Genomic DNA, 20,687 nt, shown 5'->3' with positions numbered 1-20,687 from the left:
TGAAAACATTTAGAATATTAAGTGAACGCTATCGAAATAGACGGAAAAGATTCGGCTTACGCATTAACTTAATTGCTGCACTCGTAAACCGGATAAACTTGCAATAATGACTTTCGCAGGAGATCTAATCATTATTCTGTGTCTTAAATAAGACTAAACAAGTCCATATCATCAGGCTAAAAATTAAAAAAATCCAGCTTTAGAGCAAGGAGACAATCAATGCCTAACTCCGCAAGGCCTATGCGTTTAGGTCTACTTTTTCATGCCATATTACTCACAGGTATCGCCGCTAACGTAGAAGCGAATACACCACCTGTAATGTTGACTTATCCTAAAGATTTTATATACCCAGATGTAGATCATGCTCTAAGTGAAAGTCTTTATCCAAATGAGGCCGCCACTGCTAAAGAAATCGCGAACATCATTGAAATGACGATCCGAAAACAATATTCCACAGATATCGCGCTACGTGATGCGCACCCTAAAGCACATGGTTGCGTACGTGCAGAATTTAAGATAAACGAAACATTGCCTCAAAACATGGCTTATGGTGTTTTTATTCCGGGAAAAACTTATCAAGCATGGATTCGTTTTTCGAATGGATCGAGTAATGCAAAACAGGCGGATATAAAAAAAGATGCTCGCGGCATGGCGATCAAACTTTTAGCCGTGCCAGAGAAAAATCTTCTAGATGAACCTGCGTCTACGCAAGATTTCATTATGATCAATCACCCTGTATTCTTTGCCAATGACCCTGCTCGTTATCTATCATTTATGCAAGATATCAATAGCGATCGATTTCTAAAAAAACTGCATGTCCCTTTTGCTTTAGGAGCTAAAGGAACTTGGACTGCCTTAAACACTAGAAATAAAATTTCAAATCCACTGCAAACCAGATACTGGTCTATGGTGCCCTATCAGTTAGGAGTCGGCGATCATCGTCAAGCGGTAAAGTACTCTGCTCGTGCATGTTCAAGCGTTGTTAGCCCGATTCCAGTTACTCCTCAAAAGAACTTTTTAAAAGAGGCACTTCGAACGACCTTACAAGATCGTGATGCCTGCATGGAGTTTCTAGTACAACCTCGGACATCCAGCTCAATGTCTGTTGAAGACTCAATGACTGAATGGAAAGAAGACCAAGCTCCTTTCTATAAGGTGGCCACAATTCGTATTCCTCAGCAAGTTTTTGATACCCCAGAGCAAAATAAGTTTTGTGAAAATCTATCCTTTACACCATGGCATGCATTAGCTGAACATAAACCGCTGGGTGCAATAAACCGAATGCGCAAAGTCATATATGACCAGATTAGTCGCGTCAGACATGATATGAATTCGGCTAAACAAACCAACGCTAACAATGTCGAAGATCAATAAGGAGTCCTATGGTTAAACTCAATGGCCTATTAATCTGTGTGTCTAAAGAAGAAGTCCGTATGGTGATAGAACTCCTTCCAGCACATATTGAATTAACTCATCAAGAAGAAGGCTGCATTTCTTTTGAGGTCAAGCAAAGCCACGACCCTTTTATCTGGGAGGTGCAGGAAGTGTTTGATAGCATGAAAAGTTTTAAGCATCACCAAAGTAGAACGGCCTCGTCCATTTGGGGAGTGAAAACGCAAAACATTAAACGGCAGTATAAAATATCTGAGGGTGAATAAGGTTTAAGTTTCTAGCTATAAAATGACACTTCTATGACTAAAACTTGAAATAGCCCTCAAATGAAAGCTAACTCTATTCAGATCATAAAATTTAAAAATGTTCTGTACTAAAAAACACAATGAAGAATAGCGATTTTTGTATGGATCATCATGAATTGAGCAGATGTTCAACTTGATATCTTATTTAGTGAGCGGTCGCTGCTGCTTTGGGTTTAAAAGCCACCAAACAAAAGACAATAAAACCACATAGAACAAAAGATGCGCCAAATCAACTCAGATCCAACCCTCCGTGACTAATGGGCTTATCTAGGAAATCCCCCAGTACGGCACCTAATGGCCGCGTGAGTACAAATGCAGCCCAAAATAAGAAAGTTCTAGAGATTTTGGTCCACATATAAAGCATGGTCAGCAATAAAAGTAAACCGCCAAAGATAAGTGCTGCACTGGTATAGCCCAGCCCTTGCGTATCTGCTGTCCAATCCCCTAGCGCTGTGCCCAATGTTTGGGAAAACATGATAGTCAGCCAATAAAACGCTTCACTTTTAGAAGATTGAATACTCTGTACCGCAATTGACCCACTGCTGTAGTACCACGCCAATAAAGATAAAATAAGCAAACCAAATAAGATTAGACTGCCACCTAAATAGCCCAGCCCTAAGGTACGATCAACATAGTCCGCTATAGTTGTCCCTAGAGTTGTTGTTGCAATAATTGTAGACCAATAAAAAAATGCATTATATTTTTTGGCCTTAATCTGTGCTGCAACGAATATTGCAAAAATAATGGCGAAGATGCCCGTACTTACGATATACCCCAGATTAAGCGACATGGATAAGCCATCCCCCGCTGTTTCACCCAGTGTTGTTGCCGCAATTTTAATGATCCAAAACAGCAAAGTGACTTCAGGCACCTTGCTCAGCACTTCATGCAGTGTTTTTTCTTCAGTCATGATACGCACCCAAACCTTATTCTTTTGTCTATGCTGAATAATAGTGCTCACAACTGAAATCAATCTTAAATTTCAAAGACCTCGCCCATAGAGGCTGTTTATGGCTTTCAACACCACAACATCTATAGACTTTTCATTCGCTTTCTAAATCGACTTAAAACCAAGCTGAGTTGCGTTAAACAGCTAAGCTCATGTTGTCGCTCGCTACCTGTAAAGACAGCTGTAAAATAAGCCATAGCAAATGTTCTGTTCGCATCAATTTAATTTGCGATATTTTTGATATCTTCCTGATTGACCCATCTATAAGTAAAGGGTTTAGCTTAATGGAACAATGAACGAATGATGGAAACTATGCTTACTGTATCTCGCTTAGCGAAAAAACTCGGCTTATCCAGAACGACTATTCTCTATTATGAGAAACAGGGTTTATTAAAACCAAGCTTAATCGCTGAAAATGGATACCGGTGGTACGGTGAAAGTGAAATTGAGCATCTTAAAAGCATCATCTCTTACGGTTCTTACGGACTATCCATTTCAGATATTCGTTTGCTTTTAGAACCACTTAGCATATCCCAAGGGCAGATCTTGGAAAATCATTTTCGTGCATTGGAACAAGAGATCAATAACTTAAGAGCTCATCAAAAAGCCATCATTGAGTTATTGAAAAAGTCCATTTTATTAAAGGAAAAGTTCGTGAATAAAGCCAAATGGGTAGAGATTATGATCGCAGCAGGTTTATCAAAAGAAGATATGATGAAGTGGCATCAAAAATTTGAAGAGATGGAACCTGAGGAGCATCAAAAATTCTTAAAGTCACTCGACATGACACAAGATGAGATTACGGCTATTCGAAGTTTATAGTAATTTTTAGCTCTCAATATTTGAACATTTGAAAATCAAACCCAATAGTTCTCATCTAAGGGCTATTGAGTTCACTGCTTACCTATCGTAAGCATTTTTTATCCCTAAATATTATTCCTGCACCAACAAGCAGATCATCCTAAAGACCGCTAAAACTGAAGATTAGAAGAGTTAGGATGATCATTGGTGATTAAAAGGTCCAAAACAAAAAACTTTATTAAAAAATGACTGGTCAGAACTTTTCATTGAATTCTAATTGAAAATATATATATTGAGTCTCCGCATCCACCATAAATATGTGATTTTAAAAATGATTAAAAGCTTAACATTACGTAATTTCTTCGGATTAGGCATGGCTATCATGATTTCTCAATCTGCTTTTGCACTAGAGGGATTAAGCACAGAAGAAGCCAACACTATCGTAAAAGAAGATATTGCAGCAGCGCAAGTCATGACCGAATTTTGCCCTGCTTTGGTGGGTCAAGGCCCTAAAATTGAAAGCAACATTCAAACTTTAATTCAAACCTATTTACAAGACTACTCAGATAAGTCGATGACCTATGCAAAATTACAGTCAGACAGCGAATACCAGTCGATTCTGAAAGAAGCTCGTACAGATGCAAAGGGTACTGACAAAGCAGAACAAAAGTCAGTATGTGATGACGTTGTAAACTTTGAAGGTTAATTCAAGTTATACATCTATATCGCAAAGAAAGGATGAATAATGGGGTTATTCATCCTTTTTTATTGGACTGAAAAATGTAAAAACGATGAAGCGACTTCAACAGCTTCTATACATTTTTGCGCTTACATTTACTTAAAATTTGTTTAAGCTCATCCTATTATGGCAACAACATGTATGCACTTAGGGTTTAGAATGAATTTAAATGTAATGAAAAAAGTGATTTTGGCAGTTTGTGGTTCTTCTTTGATTGCTATCGGTTCAGCTCATGCGGCCAATAAAGACGAAAATATTGAAGTGACTCCACTGCAACAAGTGACGCAGCAAGAGTTGGCTGCAATTTATGTCCTATCAGAAGTTTGTCCAAGTCTCGTTTCAGACCAGAGTCAGTTTGAAAATGGCTACAACACTTTGGCCAAAGAGTATCTACCGCAACAGAAAAACCCGACTGAATACCTTAAAAACCTCAGCAAAGAGAAAAAATTTAAGCCTATTTTAGCCGAAGCTCAAGCCGATGCGAAAAAAGCAGGTAAAGCGAAAAACCAAGAAATTTGTAAAGAATTGAGTACTTACAGCAAATAATACCAATTGGTTACAATATCTTTGAAATAAGCCGATTTCTCCCGTAGAAGTCGGCAGAACTTTGTCCTAAAATGCAAAGCTCTCGTGCTTATACTAAAGAAATCGGAACCCCTTAGAATGATTCAAAAAAGCGCCCTTGCTGCGGCATTACTCGTACCAAGCATTTCATTTGCAGCAACTGTCTTATCCTCACCACCAGAATTAAATAATAAATCATATGTGCTGATGGATTATGAGACTGGGCAAATCCTCGCATCTAAAAATGAAAATGAAAAATTAGCACCAGCGTCAATGACAAAAATGATGACGAGTTTCATTATTGAGCAAAAGTTGTTGGCGGGCGAGCTAACCGAAGATGAAAAAGTTCGGATGAACGAGTCTGCTTGGTGTCGTGGTAGTAGTTCGGAATCATGTATGTATGTGCCATTAAATGGTACTGCGACTGCATTAGAGATGTTACGCGGCATTATCATCCAATCGGGTAATGACGCATCTAAGGCTATGGCTGAGCACATTGCTGGGAACGAAGGCACTTTCGTTCACATGATGAACACTGAAGCAAAACGTATCGGCATGACCAATACAAGCTTCATGAACTCAACAGGCATGCCTGCTGAAGGTCACTACTCGACCGCTAAAGACATGGCAACGCTTGCACAGCACATCATTCACGACAGTTCAAAATATTATCCGATTTATTCTGAAAAAGAATTTACTTTTAACGGTATCAAACAAGGCAACCGTAATGCCCTGCTTTATACTGACCCAAGTGTCGATGGTTTAAAAACTGGTCATACTGACGAAGCGGGTTATTGCTTAACAACTTCGGCTAAACGTGGCCCAATGCGTTTGATATCTGTGATTTTTGGTGCGCCAAGCATGCAAGAACGCGCATCGCAAACACGTGAAATTTTAGCGTGGGGTTATGCAAACTTTGAAACTAAAAATGTTCAAGCTGCGAACCAAGTTTTAGCGAAATCAAAAGTATGGTTTGGTAAAGAAAGCGACGTACAAATTGGTTTAGCTGAAACCTTTAATGTGACTATGCCTAAAGGCCAAGCCAACGCGATCAAAACACAACTCGTGGTTCAACCGAAACTGACTGCACCGTTGAAAAAAGGTCAAGTGGTTGGTAAATATGTAGCAAGCCTTGATGGTAAAGTAATTGCTGAAAAACCACTTGTGGCGCTAAAAGATGTTGAAGAAGCAGGTTTCTTTGCACGTATGCTTGACCACATCAAACAATTCTTCTCAAACTTATTCTAAGTAATATTTAGACTTAAGTTAAAGCATCCACACCGCGGTCTGGGTGCTTTTTTATTTTATAATGGGTACGTACCTACGCAAAGGCAGAACACCAACATGGCTAAAAATATTCGCCCCTATTTGAACAGCACTCCACAGCTTGGCAACAACTGCTATATCGATGAAATGTCGGTAGTGATTGGTGATGTCATCTTGGCCGAAAATGTCTCTGTGTGGCCTTTTGCCGTGATTCGTGGTGATGTAAATCATATTCGGATTGGTAAAAACTCGAATGTACAAGACCATGCAATGCTGCATGTTAGTCATAAAAAATCAGATAAGCCAAATGGCTCGCCTTTAATCATTGGTGATGATGTCACCATTGGTCACCATGTCACCTTACACGGCTGTACCATCGGCAATCGGGTTTTAATTGGTATCAATAGCATTGTTTTGGACGATGTCATCATTCCTGACGACGTCATGATTGGCGCAGGAACACTGGTTCCACCAGGGAAAGTGCTTGAGAGTGGCTACTTATATGTCGGTAGTCCTGCCAAAAAAGTTCGTCCCCTAACAGAAAAAGAGTTGGCATTTTTGCCGTATTCAGCACAAAACTATGTCAAAGTTTCAGGGCATTATTTAGAGTCATAATCATTGGGGGTATTTCCCCTGCATTTGGTAGATACAATAATGTTCTTAGAATCTGCTGCAAAGCCTTTGAGCTTTTTTGTTCGCATATCATATTGCCTGACGATGCTGTGAATATAAACACCGAAAACTCATACAAGGAAATCATTTAATTTTTAGCCTCTTAATAGCACTTGATAAACCTTGTGCAATCTGACTAAAATTTCAACAACCATTATTAATTATTAAAACGATGCCATCTATCTATCAATTAAAACCAGCATTTCAAAATCTATTACGACCTTTTGTACAACTGTTATATAAATCTGGAATTACAGCAAATCAAGTCACTTTATTGGCGATGTTGATTTCGACTTGCTTAGGCTATTTCTTATATTGCTATTATCTAACTCATCCTATTTCATGGTTATTGTTGTTATTTCCATTGTGGATGCTCATTCGTATGGCCTTCAATGCAATTGATGGCATGTTAGCGCGTGAGTTTAAACAGCAGTCCAACTTGGGCGCTTTTTATAATGAATTGTGTGACATTATTTCCGATACTGCACTCTATCTTTGTTTTATTGCCTTTGGTTTTATTAATGCAAAACTATTATTGCTTGTCGTTTTTCTTGCCCTGCTCAGCGAATATGCAGGTGTAATGGCGCCACTTATTGGCAAAGAACGGCGTTACGATGGCCCAATGGGTAAAAGTGATCGCGCTTTTTGGCTCAGTTTAATTGCTGTTATTATTGTGATATTTCCGTATATCAGTACAAATCTACAACTTCTCAGTAGAATTTGTAATGGCATTCTTATTCTCATTGCTCTACTGCTTCTGCTCACCATATTTAACCGAATTAAAAATTGTTTAAAGACAACTTCTTCATAATTTTATTATTCAGAGTAAAAATAGATGTATAACAATAGTCAACACACTTTTACCAGTCATGATGGGACCGAACTGTTTTACCAACACTGGGCAACGGCTACACCATCTACAACAAAAAAAACCATTATTCTCTTTCACCGTGGCCATGAACACTCGGGGCGTATGGCGCATTTAGTTAACGAACTTAATCTACCAGATTTCGATTTCTTTGCATGGGATGCACGCGGCCATGGTCATTCGCCCGGTGAGCGTGGTGATGCGCCAAGCTTTTCTGCATGCGTCAAAGACATTCAAGCTTTCGTACAACATATTGAACAGCAATATGCCATTTCTGCGGAAAATATTGCCGTAGTCGCTCAAAGTGTTGGTGCTGTTTTAGCTGCAACTTGGGTGCATGATTATGCACCTAGAATTCGTGCGCTCTGCTTAGCCTCTCCTGCTTTTGATATTAAATTATATGTGCCCTTTGCTGAACCAAGCTTAAGGGTGATGGCAAAGTTGCGTGGCAATTTCTTTATACAAAGTTATGTCAAAGCCAATATGCTCACGCATGATAAACAACGTGCTCAAAGCTATGATACCGACCCTAGAATTGCCAAAGCGATTTCAGTCAGAATGTTATTGGGGCTATATGATGCTTCAAAACGTATTGTCGCGGATGCACAAAATATCTTTGTTCCAACACAAGTTTTATGTTCAGGCTCAGATTTTGTGGTCTTCCAAAAACCGCAGCAACAGTTTTATCAAAAACTACCGCATCCCAAAAAAGAATTTCATATATTAGATGGCTTCTTTCACGATACTTTGGGTGAAAAAGACCGTCATATAGCGACTGAAAAAATCCGTCGTTTTATTCAGCAATGTTTTGCTGTGGAATATCAAGCACCTGATCTTTTAAATGCAGATAAAATTGGTTCAAGTTGTGCCATTGCTGAAAACTTAAGTTCTCCATTGCCTGTGAAATCCATGAAGAATGCATTTTGGGAAATCACCAAAAAGAATTTGAAAATCGGTAGCCAATTGTCTAAAGGCTTAAAAATTGGCGAAGATACAGGCTATGACTCAGGTAGCACTTTAGACTTCGTTTATCGCAATCAAACTGAAAGTAGCAACCCAATTGGTAAAATCATTGACCGACAATATCTCAATGCGATTGGTTGGCGTGGTATTCGTGTCCGAAAACAGAACATTGAACATCTGGTGCAGAAATACGCTGACATTCTTATCAAAAAACGTAAACCACTCAGAATTATGGATATTGCATCAGGACACGGTCGTTATATTTTAGATGCGGTTACACAACTTCCGAAACGTCCAGACTCGATTTTATTGCGCGATTATAGTGATATTAATGTCCAAGCTGGGCAACAAATGATTGCAGAGCGAGGATTAAGTGATGTCGCTGAATTTGTTCAAGCCGATGCATTTGATACACAATCCCTTGCATCTGTTAAACCGAAACCGACGTTGGCTGTCGTTTCTGGTTTATATGAATTGTTTAGTGATAATGACCTGCTGCGACAATCACTGGAAGGCTTAAGCAAAGCCATCCTCAAAGATGGTTATTTAATTTACACAGGTCAAATTTGGCATCCTCAGCAAGAATTTATTGCACGTGCCCTAACCTCACATCGTGAAGGTGATGCATGGGTCATGCGTTTACGTTCTCAGGCTGAAATGGATGCCCTTGTAGAAGCAGCAGGCTTTAAAAAAGTAGATCAATGTATTGATGAGTTTGGAATATTTACCGTGTCCGTTGCCCAAAAGCTTTAAAATCACAGGATGACATGATCAGTCTTTGGATCATGTCATCTATGCAAAACTTTAAAATAATAATCTGTGGACGTTTTATGCAAATACTGAACAAAGAAACAGGCACTTGGAAATGGGGAATCCTGTGTTTGATTTTCCTTGCACCGTTTTTCTTTCTCACTTATGGATTTGCAAATCACTATGCATCACAACTGCCCAATGTGCCGAGTATTGTCTATGACTGGGAAAAACACATTCCACTTTGGTCATGGAGCATCGTGCCATATTGGTCCATTGATCTTTTTTACGGTCTATCTTTGCTGTTATGTTGGAATAAATTTGAGCTGAAACAGCATGCAGTTCGGCTATTTAGCGCACAGCTGATTTCGATCAGTTGCTTTCTTCTTTTTCCACTCAAATTTAGTTTTGAACGACCACCTTTAGATGGCTTTTTTGGCCTATGGTTTGATGTTTTGATGGGTTTTGATAAACCTTTTAACCAAGCACCTTCTCTCCATATCGTTTTATTGGTCATCCTTTGGGACTTCTTCCGCAGACACAGCTCAGGTCAGTGGAAATACTTTGTCGACCTTTGGTCATTTTTAATTGGCATATCGGTACTCACCACATGGCAACATCATTTTATAGATATTCCAACAGGTTTATTGGCAGGTGCATTATGTTTGTGGTTATTTCCAATTACGGCAAAATCACCCTTTAAAAAAGATGGTTTGCAGACTTTAACACCAAAGCATTTAAAGTTAGGCAGTTATTACCTATGCGCCGCATTACTTTTTCTAATCTTGGCCTATCTGTTCCAACCTTGGGGATTATGGTTACTTTATCCAGCAATCAGTCTATTTGGCGTTGCTTTAAGCTACTATTTAGTTCGCCCTCATTTCTTCCAAAAGCAAGCAGATGGAAGTTTGAGCATTGCCGCTACAATATTATTTGCCCCTTACCTAATCTTTGCGTGGTTGAACAGTCGAATCTGGACAAAGAAACATCCTGAAGACTCCCAAATTTTAAAAATTGAAAACACAACCATTTTTTTAGGGCGCATCCCAACACGTTCTACAATACAAAAATATCAGGCCGTTTTTGATTGTGTTGCAGAGTTGCCAGTGAATTCAAAAAATTCATATTTTCAATACTCAAGTTTAGACTTAATTCCTTTACAGGCCGACCAACTTCAACGTGCGGTTGAAGTGTTCAACCAATTAATGGCAGCAGCTTCAAGCCAGAGCACACAACAGCATGTATTAATTTACTGTGCGCTGGGTTATTCCAGAAGTAGTGCTATTCTCTGCGCTTGGCTTATGCAACAGCAGCATGCAACACAGGTAAATGAGGCCATTCAAATAGTTCAATCCGCTAGACCATGGGTTAGACTGAACGACGTACAAATCAAAAATCTCAATACTTATCAGTTAAAACTCAAAGGATCAGCCCCATGAAAATGCAATTTTATGTGGCGGCAAAACTTTTATCTACAACGTATGGTTTGTTATTTTCAGGCTATGTCGCGTTTGTCTTAACCATTTTGGCTATACTACTTAAAAGCTGGCAATCTCTTGAGTTTTGGATATTAATTTTTATATGTTTCGGTTTGATGGCGATACAGCATTACCTAGCACTCAGGTTGAAATTTGATGCTGAACTCATTGAAGTGATTGCGCAACAATCTGATACAGTGGCCATCGAAGACTTAACGCAACAGTTTGATCAATCATTACTGCAATTTAAGCTCATACCAAAATCGAAAGTGGGTCGAGATTGGTCTTTGCGCTTTGCAGGCTGTTTCCGTTTGTTTAAACTGCAAATAACTGTATTGTTTATACAATATATAGTTCTAATGATTCTAATTTATAAATTATTGGCACAATAAACCTCTTTCTACTGGCTAAAAGTCCATTGAAATTGTTGATAAAATTGGTTTATGCAATGAATAAAACTCCGCTTCAAAACGAGAAAAAAATAGCTTTAGAGCAAACTCAAAGTCATTTTGCGACTCATTCTATTGCCCGTTTAATTGCATTTTTTACACGGCGTGGAGCGCGTCTTCTAACGGGTACACGTAGTTTATGGATCGGTTGTCAGCCTGTGCCCAAACAGCGTATTTATTACGCCAACCACAATAGCCATATCGACTTTATACTGCTGTGGTCATCTTTGCCGACAATCATGCGACGGAAAACCAAGCCTGTGGCTGCTTCTGATTATTGGCTGAAAGATGGCTTTCGCCAATTCCTTATTAAAGATACCTTCAATGGTATAACGATTCAGCGTAACCGAGATGATCATACTGATCCATTACAACCCGTTAAAGATGCACTTGAACAAGGCTACTCGATTATCTTTTTCCCTGAAGGTACGCGCAATCTAAATGATGATATTGAATTACTCCCCTTCAAAAGTGGCTTATATAATTTGCACAAACAGTTTCCAGACATTGAAATTGTTCCCGTTTGGATTTCAAATTTAAGACGGGTTATGCCCAAAGGTGCATTTATCCCTCTACCGTTACTTTCTACAGTTTGTTTTGGTTGCCCTTTAGAACAACATTTAGACATGGATAAGGACATCTTTATAGATTATGCGCAAAAACAATTATTAAAATTAAAAGAGGTTGAAAATCAATGATGTTAGACAACCTTAATAAAACCTATGTCCTATTTGCTATTTTTGCAGGCATTTTAGTTTTTGCTTCAACTGTTGGTTTTATTCTCAAACAAAAAGCAGGCTCTCAATCTTCACCAGTTATCGATAACTTAAATGCACGAATCAATGCATGGTGGGTCATGCTCATCGTGATTGCTGCTGCAGTTTTACTGGGAAAAACCGCATTTATTGTATTATTTGGAATTATCTCTTTGTTTGCCCTACGTGAGTTCATTAGCTTACTGCCGACCAGACGGGGCGATTATTTTCCATTACTGATTGCATTCTATTTTGTTATTCCCTATCAATATTATTTGATTTATACCGACTGGTATGGGCTGTATTCAATCTTTATTCCACTCTATGTATTTTTATTAATTCCTATTGCCAGCTTAAAACAAGAAGACACCACCCATTTTCTAGAACGTAGTTCAAAAATTCAATGGGGGCTCATGGTCAGCGTATTCTGTATTTCACATGTTCCAGCATTGTTGAATTTGAAACTCCCAGAGTTTAAAGGTGAACCGATTTGGCTAGCCATTTGGTTAATTATGGTGGTTCAAGCCTCTGACGTGTTACAGTATGTGTGTGGAAAATTATTTGGCAAACACAAAGTTGCACCCGTTTTATCCCCATCAAAAACAGTCGAAGGCCTACTCGGTGGTATTTTCTTAGCCACAGCTTTAGGGACTGCAATGGCTTGGTTAACACCGTTTAGCTATGTTCAAGCTGCTTGTATTGGATTGGTTGTTTGTATCTTTGGCTTTTTTGGCGGCCTCGTTATGTCTGCGATTAAACGTGATCGTGGTGTTAAGGATTGGGGACAACTCATTCATGGCCATGGCGGAATGCTAGACCGCATTGATTCTATTTGCTTTTCTGCACCTATTTTCTTTCATATACTTAGATATTGGTGGAGTTAATTGGCAAATTGGGTTAGACAAATATTTAAACGATAAATTTCCCCCAGACCAACCCAATTTCAGCACTCGCTTGGCTTGCATTCTGCCTCATGATATTTTGTCGATGCTGTATAATGTCTATGTGGTGTTACCTTACAAGCGCCCTTTTGTCATTTTTTATTTTCTTAACCGCTTCCTAACACTTCTCAAACCAAAGCAAATCTCCATAGCCACGCACGGCTAAATTTTGTAGAATAGCCCTTTTACCCCATGGTGCTTTTATATGACCGCTTGGACAGCTCACGTCACCGTCGCAACTGTTGTTGAAAAAGACGGAAAATTTCTATTTGTAGAAGAGCATACTGCGGGTGTGACACACACTGTATTTAACCAGCCTGCAGGCCATGTTGAATCAGGTGAAACACTCATCGAAGCGGCCATTCGTGAAACTATGGAAGAAACTGGACATGAAGTGTCTATAGATGCGTTATTGGGCATTTATACCTATACACCACCCATGTTTCCAGACCGCACGTATTATCGTTTCTGCTTTTTAGCGCAGTCACTTCATCACAGTCCAAGCGCTGAACTCGATACAGGTATCGTGGGTGCAGTATGGATGACTTTGGATGAACTACTCGAAACGGCCCGTGCACGCAGTCCATTGGTGATTAAAGCGGTTCAAGACGCACTCGCGGGTCAAAAATATCCTTTATCGCTCGTTTATGAGCACCAAAATTCTCCCCTTATTTCAAGTTTGGATGTCTAGTCCTATGCAACAACGTGTCATCGTCGGTATGTCGGGTGGTGTAGATTCATCTGTTTCTGCTGCTCTTCTTCTTCAACAAGGTTATCAAGTTGAAGGTCTTTTCATGAAGAACTGGGAAGAAGATGACGGTACGGAATACTGCACGGCTATGGAAGACTTAGCCGATGCTCAAGCCGTCTGTGACAAACTAGGGATTAAGTTACACACCGCTAACTTTGCTATGGAATATTGGGATCGGGTATTTGAGCATTTCTTAGCGGAGTATGCTGCGGGCCGTACACCAAACCCAGATATTTTATGTAATAAAGAAATCAAATTCCGTGCGTTCTTAGATCATGCCATGCAACTGGGCGCAGACTTTATTGCGACTGGTCACTATGCACGTCGCGGCGAAACTATGACCAACTCTAAAGGTGAGGAATACGCACCTTTACTGCGTGGTTTAGATAAAAACAAAGACCAGACCTATTTCTTACATGCTGTGCATGGCCGTGAAATTAATAAGACGTTGTTCCCTGTCGGTGAAATTGAAAAGCCTGAAGTGCGTAAAATTGCGGAACAATATGACTTAGTCACAGCGAAGAAAAAAGACTCAACAGGCATCTGTTTTATTGGTGAACGTCGTTTTAATGACTTCTTAAAACAATACTTACCTGCACAAGCTGGAAAAATCGTCTTAGATGATGGCAAAGAGGTTGGTGAACATCACGGCTTAATGTACTATACGCTCGGTCAACGCGGTGGTATTGGTATTGGTGGTTTGAAAGGTGTAGCTGAAGGCGCATGGTTCGTTCTACATAAAGATATTGAAAACAACCGTTTAGTGATTGGTCAAGGTCATGAACATCCACTGATGCAAAGCACTGCGCTTTGGAGTGAAACGATTGACTGGGTCGCAGGTGAAATGCAGATTCCTAAAACAGGTTTCCGTTGTACCTCACGGACGCGCTATCGCCAAGATGACCAAGATTGTGTGATCTTTAATGATCCGACTACCCCAGGTGGCGTACGTGTTGAGTTCGATGAACCCCAACGTGCCGTGACTCCGGGTCAGAGTGTTGTATTCTACTCAGGTGAAGTTTGTTTAGGCGGTGGTGTGATTCATCATACCAATGCTCCTAAACCTGATTTTATTTAAAGGATTTTAAGACATGGCTGAGTTACCGTTTCAACAGCCTCAAACTTTGAACGAACGCCAAAACCGAGCTTTGGCGTTGGCGGCTGTTTTTCAGTCCGCGCAACTGACGCATATGACCGCCTTGAGCGGTCAACAAAGTATTGGGGAAAGCGGTAACTTCTATTTAGAGCAGTTGATTAAAGCCAGTTTAAATATCCGACCAAAGGGCAACCAAAGCGGGCAAACTTTAGACTTCTTTCATCAGCTGGCGGACATCTCCTTAGGACTGAAAACCTTAGAAAGTAGCATTACCCAACCCTTTAATACCTCACCCAAAACTCGAATTCCAAAATTATCTACTGCTAAACTTCCCATGACCTATGCCATGGCACTCTTACAACTAGAAAAGAAAGTGTATAGCAACCCCAAATTCGTTGAAATTATTGAACAGTCCCAACAAAAAATCTTAAGACAGCTTTCTTTTTTCGATAATAACTATTTACATCCAAGCATCATTGCCAACCTCGCACAAACCTATGTCGACACTGCTGGGCAAATTGACCCACGCATTATGGTGCGAGGTAATGCAGAAGCATTTAAAGACTCATCGCATACCAACCGCATTCGAGCTTCCCTCTTCACTGGCTTACAAATGGCACATTTATGGCGTCAGCTCGGTGGAAGTTCATGGGGCATGGTGTTTAGTAAACGCAAATTGCTCAAAGATATTCAAGATCTCGCTCGTTTACAGTATCAGGTGATTTAACACATGATCGACGGGCTTTTTAGTTTTACGTTTAATTCCAAAGTTTAAGGAATCGCTATGAACGCTTTAACCGCACTTTCTCCATTAGATGGACGCTACGCTAGCAAATGTGATGCGCTTCGTCCTTTCCTCTCTGAGTTTGGTTTAATCCATGCTCGTGTGACTGTTGAAGTGCGTTGGTTACAAGCGCTTGCAAACCGTCCAGAAATCACTGAAGTGCCTGCTTTCAGTGCTGAGACCAATGCTGCACTTGATGCAATTGTTGCTGACTTTTCTGAGAACGACGCCAACCGTATTAAAGACATCGAACGCACTACAAACCATGACGTCAAAGCGGTTGAGTACTTCCTGAAAGAAAAAATTGAAGGCATCGAAGAGCTTAAAAATGCGGGTGAATTCATCCATTTTGCGTGTACCTCTGAAGACATCAACAACTTGTCTCATGCATTAATGCTGAAAAGTGGTCGTGATGTATTGGTTGCATCTATGCAGCAAATCATTGACTCAATCGTGGCATTGTCTGAAAAGCATGCTGACCAACCTATGTTGTCTCGTACACATGGTCAGACGGCAAGCCCAACCACTTTGGGTAAAGAAATGGCAAACGTAGCTTATCGTCTTGCGCGCCAAATCAAACAATTCAAACAAGTTGAGCTTTTAGGCAAAATTAACGGTGCAGTAGGTAACTATAACGCTCACCTTTCTGCTTACCCAGACATCAACTGGCCTGCACACTCACAAGCTTTCGTTGAGTCTTTAGGCCTAAGCTTTAACCCATACACCACTCAAATCGAGCCGCATGACTACATGGCGGAACTATTTGATGCTTTACGTCGTTTCAATACGATTTTGATCGACTTTAACCGTGACGTTTGGGGCTACATCTCTTTAGGTTTCTTCAAACAAAAACTCAAAGATGGCGAAGTGGGTTCTTCAACGATGCCACACAAAGTAAACCCTATTGACTTCGAAAACTCAGAAGGCAACTTAGGCTTAGCCAATGCTGTACTGGCACACCTTGGCGAAAAACTTCCAATTTCGCGCTGGCAGCGTGACCTAACGGACTCAACTGTACTACGTAACATGGGTGTTGGTTTTGCACAAAGCTTGATTGCTTTTGAAGCTTGTTCAAAAGGCATTGGTAAACTTGAACTCAATGCTGCACGTATTGATGAAGACTTGAACAATGCGCAAGAAGTTCTAGCTGAACCAATTCAAACCGTCATGCGTCGTTACAACGTTGAAAAACCATACGAAAAACTAAAAGCATTAACTCGTGGTCAAGCCATGACACGTGACATGATGGTGGACTTCGTCAATGGTAATGAACTTGAAGCTGTTCCTGCTGCTGACCGTGCACGTTTAGCGGAAATGACACCTGCAACCTATACAGGTAATGCAGCTGAACAAGCAAAACAAGTTGCTGACTTAATTTCTAAAATCTAATTTTTAGAAACTGAAAAAAAAGCGGAGCTTCGGCTTCGCTTTTTTATCTATAATGCAAACAAGAATCTCCTATATGCATAATTGAAAAACCAATAAAAATGATGACAATCCTGAAAAGTACAACAACGCAAGCTCACATTGACTATCAACTGAAAAAACCGCATTGGATTGCGCTCATTGTACTTGCTGTCGCCATTGCTTTCGCATCGATCCACCCCCTTGAACTCAGCTCTTATATTTTGCATCAAGTCGGAACTGTATTCATGTTGGTGACGCTGATCATTTGTCTTTATAAAATGGGGCTCAGCTTAATCAGCTTTATGCTTTATATTGGGTTTTTGCTGATTCATATACTCGGTGCGCATTATCTATATTCTTATGTGCCCTATAATGAATGGTCAATCCAATATTTAAACCTAGACCTCAACCAGAGTTTAGGTTGGACACGTAATATGTATGATCGTTTTGTACATTTAGCGTACGGTCTACTGCTCTACCCATTTTTCTATCGTCTGTTTCAAGTGTGGTTACCCCAACTTTCTAAACTCACCCTATTCTTGCTGGTCATTCAATTTGTGATGGCAAGTAGCCTCATTTACGAATGGATTGAATGGTTTATTGCGATGGGCTTATCACCTGAAGATGCTGAAAACTACAATGGGCAACAAGGTGATATTTGGGACGCGCATCAAGACATGCTTTTAGCCACAGTTGGTGCAATCATCACAGGCATAGCCTGTCTATTGAAAAAGTAGTCATTTTGTCTACCATAAAAAATAACGACAGGACTCATTCAAGTATAAGTGATTTGTGCATCAGCTTTAAAAATACAATAAAAAACACCACGTCAGGCGTGGTGTTTTTAACTCTTAGTCTTTCGCAGACTCATCTGTTGGCACTTCAGTAATTCGGCCACCGCGAGCAAGGAATGCCGCAACTTCGTCTTCAAGTGCTTGGCGTTGTTTTAATTTTGCAGTCACCGTCAGTGTTTCAGCTTCGGCAACATCACCATCGCTTGCAGCATTATCAGAAGAATCTGATGCGCCTTTTTCCGCTGCTTGAGCTTCGTCTTCGTCGACTGCTGAGTCTTCTACATCATCATAATCATTTGAATCAGTCATCTTAATCTCCCCACAAATGACATTTTAGGTTCCCATGAATTACTGGTTTCCAATTATGTTGAAATTTAACAAGCTCTCAGCCTTTCGCATAGTCTTATTCAACGGAAAATCGTATCTTTTTTAATCAAAATCGTAATCTTATTTTACGACTGGCTAAAAAATAACACTTCCTTTCTTAGACAGCATAACGCGTCTCTTTGAGCAAGCCTAGACCATTGGCCTGTGCCATAAAAGCATCTTTTAATACAGGCAATTTTTCAACCTGTTTCAAACCAAAGTTTCGCGCCCACACCACAGGAAAGAGTTGTGTGGTTTCCATCCAATCGATGGCAGACATGCTATGCATCATGGCATCATTTTGTCCTTTACGGCGGTGTTCATAACGCTTCAGTGTTTGCTCATGTGCCCACACGCCACGTGCTAGATCATGTAGTAATACATCACACAGTACAGCCGCATCAAGACAACCAATATTCACCCCCTGTCCTGCTAAGGGATGAATCACATGAGCCGCATCACCAATTAAAGCCAAGCCTGCTTTAACATATTGCTGTGCAGCACGTGCTTTGAGTGGGAAAGTGGCACGAGGTGTCGCTTCCAACACTTCGCCTAACATGTGATGACTTTCTCGCGTTAACAGCTGGGTAAATTCAGCATCTGAAAGTGCAGCATATTCTTCTGCATAATCATCGGGGAGCGTCCATACGATAGACTGCCAATGCCCTGCTTGCTCTGGTTTTAAACTCGCCATTGGTAAAAATGCCAAAGGCCCCGTTTCTAAAAAAATCTGACGTGCAACGTGTTGATGAGGCTGAGCTGTACGAATGGCACAGCTTAAACCAGCCTGTTTGTAGTCCAGCACATCAATATCGATAAACGCTTGTTCCCGTACAAAAGAGTTTGCACCATCTGCACCAATCACCAGTTTGGTTTTCAGCACCGTAGCATCGGCCAAATGGATATACCAGAGCCCCACACCTTCTTCGACACGGGCAACTTTAACCTGAGTTCGGTAATCCTTGAGTACAGCAAGCATCTGCTGTTGAATCGCTAAATTAAGTAAACTTGGCTCAACCATAGAACCGAGTGCTTGTTCGCGTTGCGGTTCCTGCGTGGACGCATGACCAAAGTTAATTTCACCATAGCCATTTTTATTCCACACCTGCATGCCGCTATACGGCATCTGGCGGGCAATTTTATCCCAAACATCAACGGTTTTAAGTAGGTGTATCGTCGCTTGACTGAGTGCCAAAACACGTGGGTTTGCAACACTTAAGGTTTTTTGCTCATCTAAAATAGGTGCAGCATCCAGTACGGTAGCTTGCACACCGCCTTGTGCCAAAAGCAAGGCGGTCAGTCCACCCACCAAACCACCGCCAATAATCACCACATCTAAAACATCAGTTTGAACATGACTCATGCTTTTAGCCCCATGGCATAGTTGGCAACGAGTGGTTTAATGCCTGGAATCGTATCAAACGCGACCAAACCAGTATTACGAATAAACTTTAAGATTGGATTGCTATTGCTAAAGCCTCGCACCACCGAATCACAGAACTTAATTACACGTTGTTGATCGGTCAAACGTGAAGCCTCATAGGCTTGTAACATTGCAGCATCGCCCAAGTCGGCATTTTGCGCAATTTGCTCCGTTAAAAAACGTACCAAAACGTGCGCATCTCGCATACACAAGTTAAAACCTTGCCCCGCAACAGGGTGAATGGTATGCGCAGCATTACCCATTAAGACCACCCGTCCTACGGCCTGCTTTTCAGCTAACACTTGTGACAATGGAAAACTAAAACGCTTACCTGTTTTTTGAAACTTTCCTGCACGGTCGCCATAAGTGTCTTGTAAGGCATCTAAGAAATGTTGGTCATTTTCATCGCCCAACCATTCACCTTCAGTACCTTTTTTCACAGGCCAAACCACGGAGCGACGGTATTCACCTGGAAGCGGCAACAGTGCCAATGGTCCTAAACTACTAAAGCGCTCGAAACCCACATGGTTGTGCGGTTTTGAAGTTTGTACTGTAGTGACGATAGCGACCTGATCATAATCATGTTCTGAAGCACCAATTCCTAAGGCTTTACGGCAGAATGAATCACGTCCATCTGCAGCAATGACGAGTTTTGCTTGCAATGACAGTTGTTCTTCTCCACGACTCGCGTCTATGTAAGCCATATCGGCATCTTGGGTCAGTTGGGTGACTTGTACACCATCAATCAGCTCAATGAATGGTTGTTTTTGAACTTCTGTCAGTAGTACACGGCCGAGCCATGCATTTTCTATGACCTGCCCGAAGCTTTCGACTTTTTCTTGTTCTGCTTTGAGACGAGCCTTACCAAAGCTACCTTGCTCGGTGATATTTACTTCTAAAATAGGCGTTGCATGTTCTTGTAAAGCGCTCCATAAACCCAGTTCTTGGTAAATTTGAACTGTACGACGAGACAGTGCGCTGTTTCGTGCATCAAAACTAGAATGGTATGGCGCAAGGTTTACATCATCATAATTTGGGTATTTGATCGCCTCTAAAAGCTTCACCGCAATGTTTTGCTTGGCTAACATCAACGCCAGGCTGAGTCCGACCATACCACCACCGACTATGATGACTTCTTGTTGCATGCTTCTATCCTTTTTATGGCGTACCTAAA

Annotated in this window: 21 protein-coding genes and 2 pseudogenes; 19 read left to right on the top strand and 4 right to left on the bottom strand. The window is 40.7% G+C overall.

All coding sequences use genetic code 11. From position 1 onward, the window contains the following. The 3 genes and pseudogenes from MF4640_RS19020 to MF4640_RS11510 form a co-directional block, all read left to right on the top strand. A pseudogene (locus MF4640_RS19020) lies at nucleotides 1–107 on the top strand (IS5/IS1182 family transposase); the annotation flags it as partial. Between the two features lie 112 nt (nucleotides 108–219). Then, nucleotides 220–1,374, top strand: coding sequence for a catalase family protein (locus MF4640_RS11515; protein ID WP_078389653.1), 1,155 nt, complete (start codon nucleotides 220–222; stop codon nucleotides 1,372–1,374). Between the two features lie 8 nt (nucleotides 1,375–1,382). Further along, the gene (locus tag MF4640_RS11510) at nucleotides 1,383–1,658 is read left to right on the top strand and encodes a putative quinol monooxygenase (RefSeq protein WP_004694195.1); all 276 of its coding nucleotides are present in this window, start codon (nucleotides 1,383–1,385) and stop codon (nucleotides 1,656–1,658) included. A gap of 184 nt (nucleotides 1,659–1,842) precedes the next feature. On the opposite strand, the pseudogene MF4640_RS11505 reads toward MF4640_RS11510, so the two are convergent. After that, nucleotides 1,843–2,607: pseudogene (locus MF4640_RS11505) on the bottom strand (hypothetical protein). Between the two features lie 339 nt (nucleotides 2,608–2,946). Between MF4640_RS11505 and MF4640_RS11500 the strand changes: the two are divergent. The 16 genes from MF4640_RS11500 (at nucleotide 2,947) to MF4640_RS11425 (ending at nucleotide 17,667) form a co-directional block, all read left to right on the top strand. Further along, a complete protein-coding gene (locus tag MF4640_RS11500) occupies nucleotides 2,947–3,468 on the top strand; it encodes a MerR family transcriptional regulator (RefSeq protein ID WP_005399789.1) in 522 nt (173 codons plus the stop codon). 310 nt (nucleotides 3,469–3,778) lie between these two features. Beyond that, on the top strand, nucleotides 3,779–4,153 hold the full coding sequence (locus MF4640_RS11495) for an MCR_0457 family protein (RefSeq protein ID WP_010326344.1): 375 nt from the start codon (nucleotides 3,779–3,781) through the stop codon (nucleotides 4,151–4,153). A 192-nt stretch (nucleotides 4,154–4,345) separates the two neighbouring features. Beyond that, on the top strand, nucleotides 4,346–4,732 hold the full coding sequence (locus MF4640_RS11490; RefSeq protein WP_039889732.1) for an MCR_0457 family protein: 387 nt from the start codon (nucleotides 4,346–4,348) through the stop codon (nucleotides 4,730–4,732). A gap of 117 nt (nucleotides 4,733–4,849) precedes the next feature. Next, nucleotides 4,850–5,998 carry a D-alanyl-D-alanine carboxypeptidase PBP5/6 gene (gene dacC, locus MF4640_RS11485; RefSeq protein WP_078389652.1) on the top strand — a complete coding sequence of 383 codons (1,149 nt, stop codon included), beginning with the start codon at nucleotides 4,850–4,852 and terminating at the stop codon, nucleotides 5,996–5,998. A gap of 96 nt (nucleotides 5,999–6,094) precedes the next feature. After that, nucleotides 6,095–6,631, top strand: coding sequence for a gamma carbonic anhydrase family protein (locus MF4640_RS11480; RefSeq protein WP_078389651.1), 537 nt, complete (start codon nucleotides 6,095–6,097; stop codon nucleotides 6,629–6,631). Nucleotides 6,632–6,860: 229 nt separating this feature from the next. Continuing rightward, a complete protein-coding gene (locus MF4640_RS11475; protein WP_078389650.1) occupies nucleotides 6,861–7,499 on the top strand; it encodes a CDP-alcohol phosphatidyltransferase family protein in 639 nt (212 codons plus the stop codon). Nucleotides 7,500–7,523: 24 nt separating this feature from the next. Beyond that, a complete protein-coding gene (locus MF4640_RS11470) occupies nucleotides 7,524–9,272 on the top strand; it encodes a bifunctional alpha/beta hydrolase/class I SAM-dependent methyltransferase (protein ID WP_078389649.1) in 1,749 nt (582 codons plus the stop codon). Nucleotides 9,273–9,349: 77 nt separating this feature from the next. Further along, nucleotides 9,350–10,708 carry a phosphatase PAP2/dual specificity phosphatase family protein gene (locus MF4640_RS11465; RefSeq protein WP_078389648.1) on the top strand — a complete coding sequence of 453 codons (1,359 nt, stop codon included), beginning with the start codon at nucleotides 9,350–9,352 and terminating at the stop codon, nucleotides 10,706–10,708. Continuing rightward, entirely contained in the window at nucleotides 10,705–11,139 is a 435-nt protein-coding gene (locus tag MF4640_RS11460; protein WP_078389647.1) for a hypothetical protein, read from the top strand. Before MF4640_RS11465 ends, MF4640_RS11460 begins: the two co-directional genes overlap by 4 nt. Before the next feature lie 56 nt (nucleotides 11,140–11,195). Further along, the gene (locus tag MF4640_RS11455; protein ID WP_078389646.1) at nucleotides 11,196–11,894 is read left to right on the top strand and encodes a lysophospholipid acyltransferase family protein; all 699 of its coding nucleotides are present in this window, start codon (nucleotides 11,196–11,198) and stop codon (nucleotides 11,892–11,894) included. Next, nucleotides 11,891–12,835, top strand: a complete 945-nt coding sequence (locus tag MF4640_RS11450) for a phosphatidate cytidylyltransferase (protein ID WP_078389645.1) — start codon at nucleotides 11,891–11,893, stop codon at nucleotides 12,833–12,835. The genes MF4640_RS11455 and MF4640_RS11450 overlap by 4 nt, the downstream gene beginning before the upstream one ends. Nucleotides 12,836–13,097: 262 nt before the next feature. After that, entirely contained in the window at nucleotides 13,098–13,583 is a 486-nt protein-coding gene (locus tag MF4640_RS11445; RefSeq protein ID WP_078389644.1) for an NUDIX hydrolase, read from the top strand. Between the two features lie 4 nt (nucleotides 13,584–13,587). Beyond that, the gene (gene mnmA / locus MF4640_RS11440) at nucleotides 13,588–14,721 is read left to right on the top strand and encodes a tRNA 2-thiouridine(34) synthase MnmA (RefSeq protein ID WP_078389643.1); all 1,134 of its coding nucleotides are present in this window, start codon (nucleotides 13,588–13,590) and stop codon (nucleotides 14,719–14,721) included. Between the two features lie 13 nt (nucleotides 14,722–14,734). Further along, entirely contained in the window at nucleotides 14,735–15,466 is a 732-nt protein-coding gene (gene hflD, locus MF4640_RS11435) for a high frequency lysogenization protein HflD (protein ID WP_078389642.1), read from the top strand. A 57-nt stretch (nucleotides 15,467–15,523) separates the two neighbouring features. Then, complete coding sequence (gene purB, locus MF4640_RS11430) at nucleotides 15,524–16,912, top strand: adenylosuccinate lyase (RefSeq protein WP_078389641.1); 1,389 nt, start codon at nucleotides 15,524–15,526, stop codon at nucleotides 16,910–16,912. Nucleotides 16,913–17,010: 98 nt separating this feature from the next. Next, nucleotides 17,011–17,667, top strand: a complete 657-nt coding sequence (locus MF4640_RS11425) for a DUF2238 domain-containing protein (RefSeq protein WP_078389640.1) — start codon at nucleotides 17,011–17,013, stop codon at nucleotides 17,665–17,667. Between the two features lie 114 nt (nucleotides 17,668–17,781). Here MF4640_RS11425 and MF4640_RS11420 read toward each other — a convergent pair whose 3' ends face one another. The 3 genes from MF4640_RS11420 to ubiH form a co-directional block, all read right to left on the bottom strand. Then, on the bottom strand, nucleotides 17,782–18,033 hold the full coding sequence (locus tag MF4640_RS11420) for a hypothetical protein (RefSeq protein ID WP_004694228.1): 252 nt from the start codon (nucleotides 18,031–18,033) through the stop codon (nucleotides 17,782–17,784). Nucleotides 18,034–18,208: 175 nt separating this feature from the next. Continuing rightward, nucleotides 18,209–19,453, bottom strand: coding sequence for an FAD-dependent monooxygenase (locus tag MF4640_RS11415; protein ID WP_078389639.1), 1,245 nt, complete (start codon nucleotides 19,451–19,453; stop codon nucleotides 18,209–18,211). Next, a complete protein-coding gene (ubiH, locus tag MF4640_RS11410) occupies nucleotides 19,450–20,658 on the bottom strand; it encodes a 2-octaprenyl-6-methoxyphenyl hydroxylase (RefSeq protein WP_078389638.1) in 1,209 nt (402 codons plus the stop codon). Before ubiH ends, MF4640_RS11415 begins: the two co-directional genes overlap by 4 nt. Nucleotides 20,659–20,687 lie beyond the last annotated feature (29 nt).

It is taken from the genome of Acinetobacter sp. MF4640, from assembly GCF_002018895.1.
GTDB classification, from domain to species: domain Bacteria; phylum Pseudomonadota; class Gammaproteobacteria; order Pseudomonadales; family Moraxellaceae; genus Acinetobacter; species Acinetobacter johnsonii.
The sequence above is the reverse complement of the archived record's forward strand: the minus strand, read 5'-3'. Positions and strand labels throughout refer to the sequence as shown.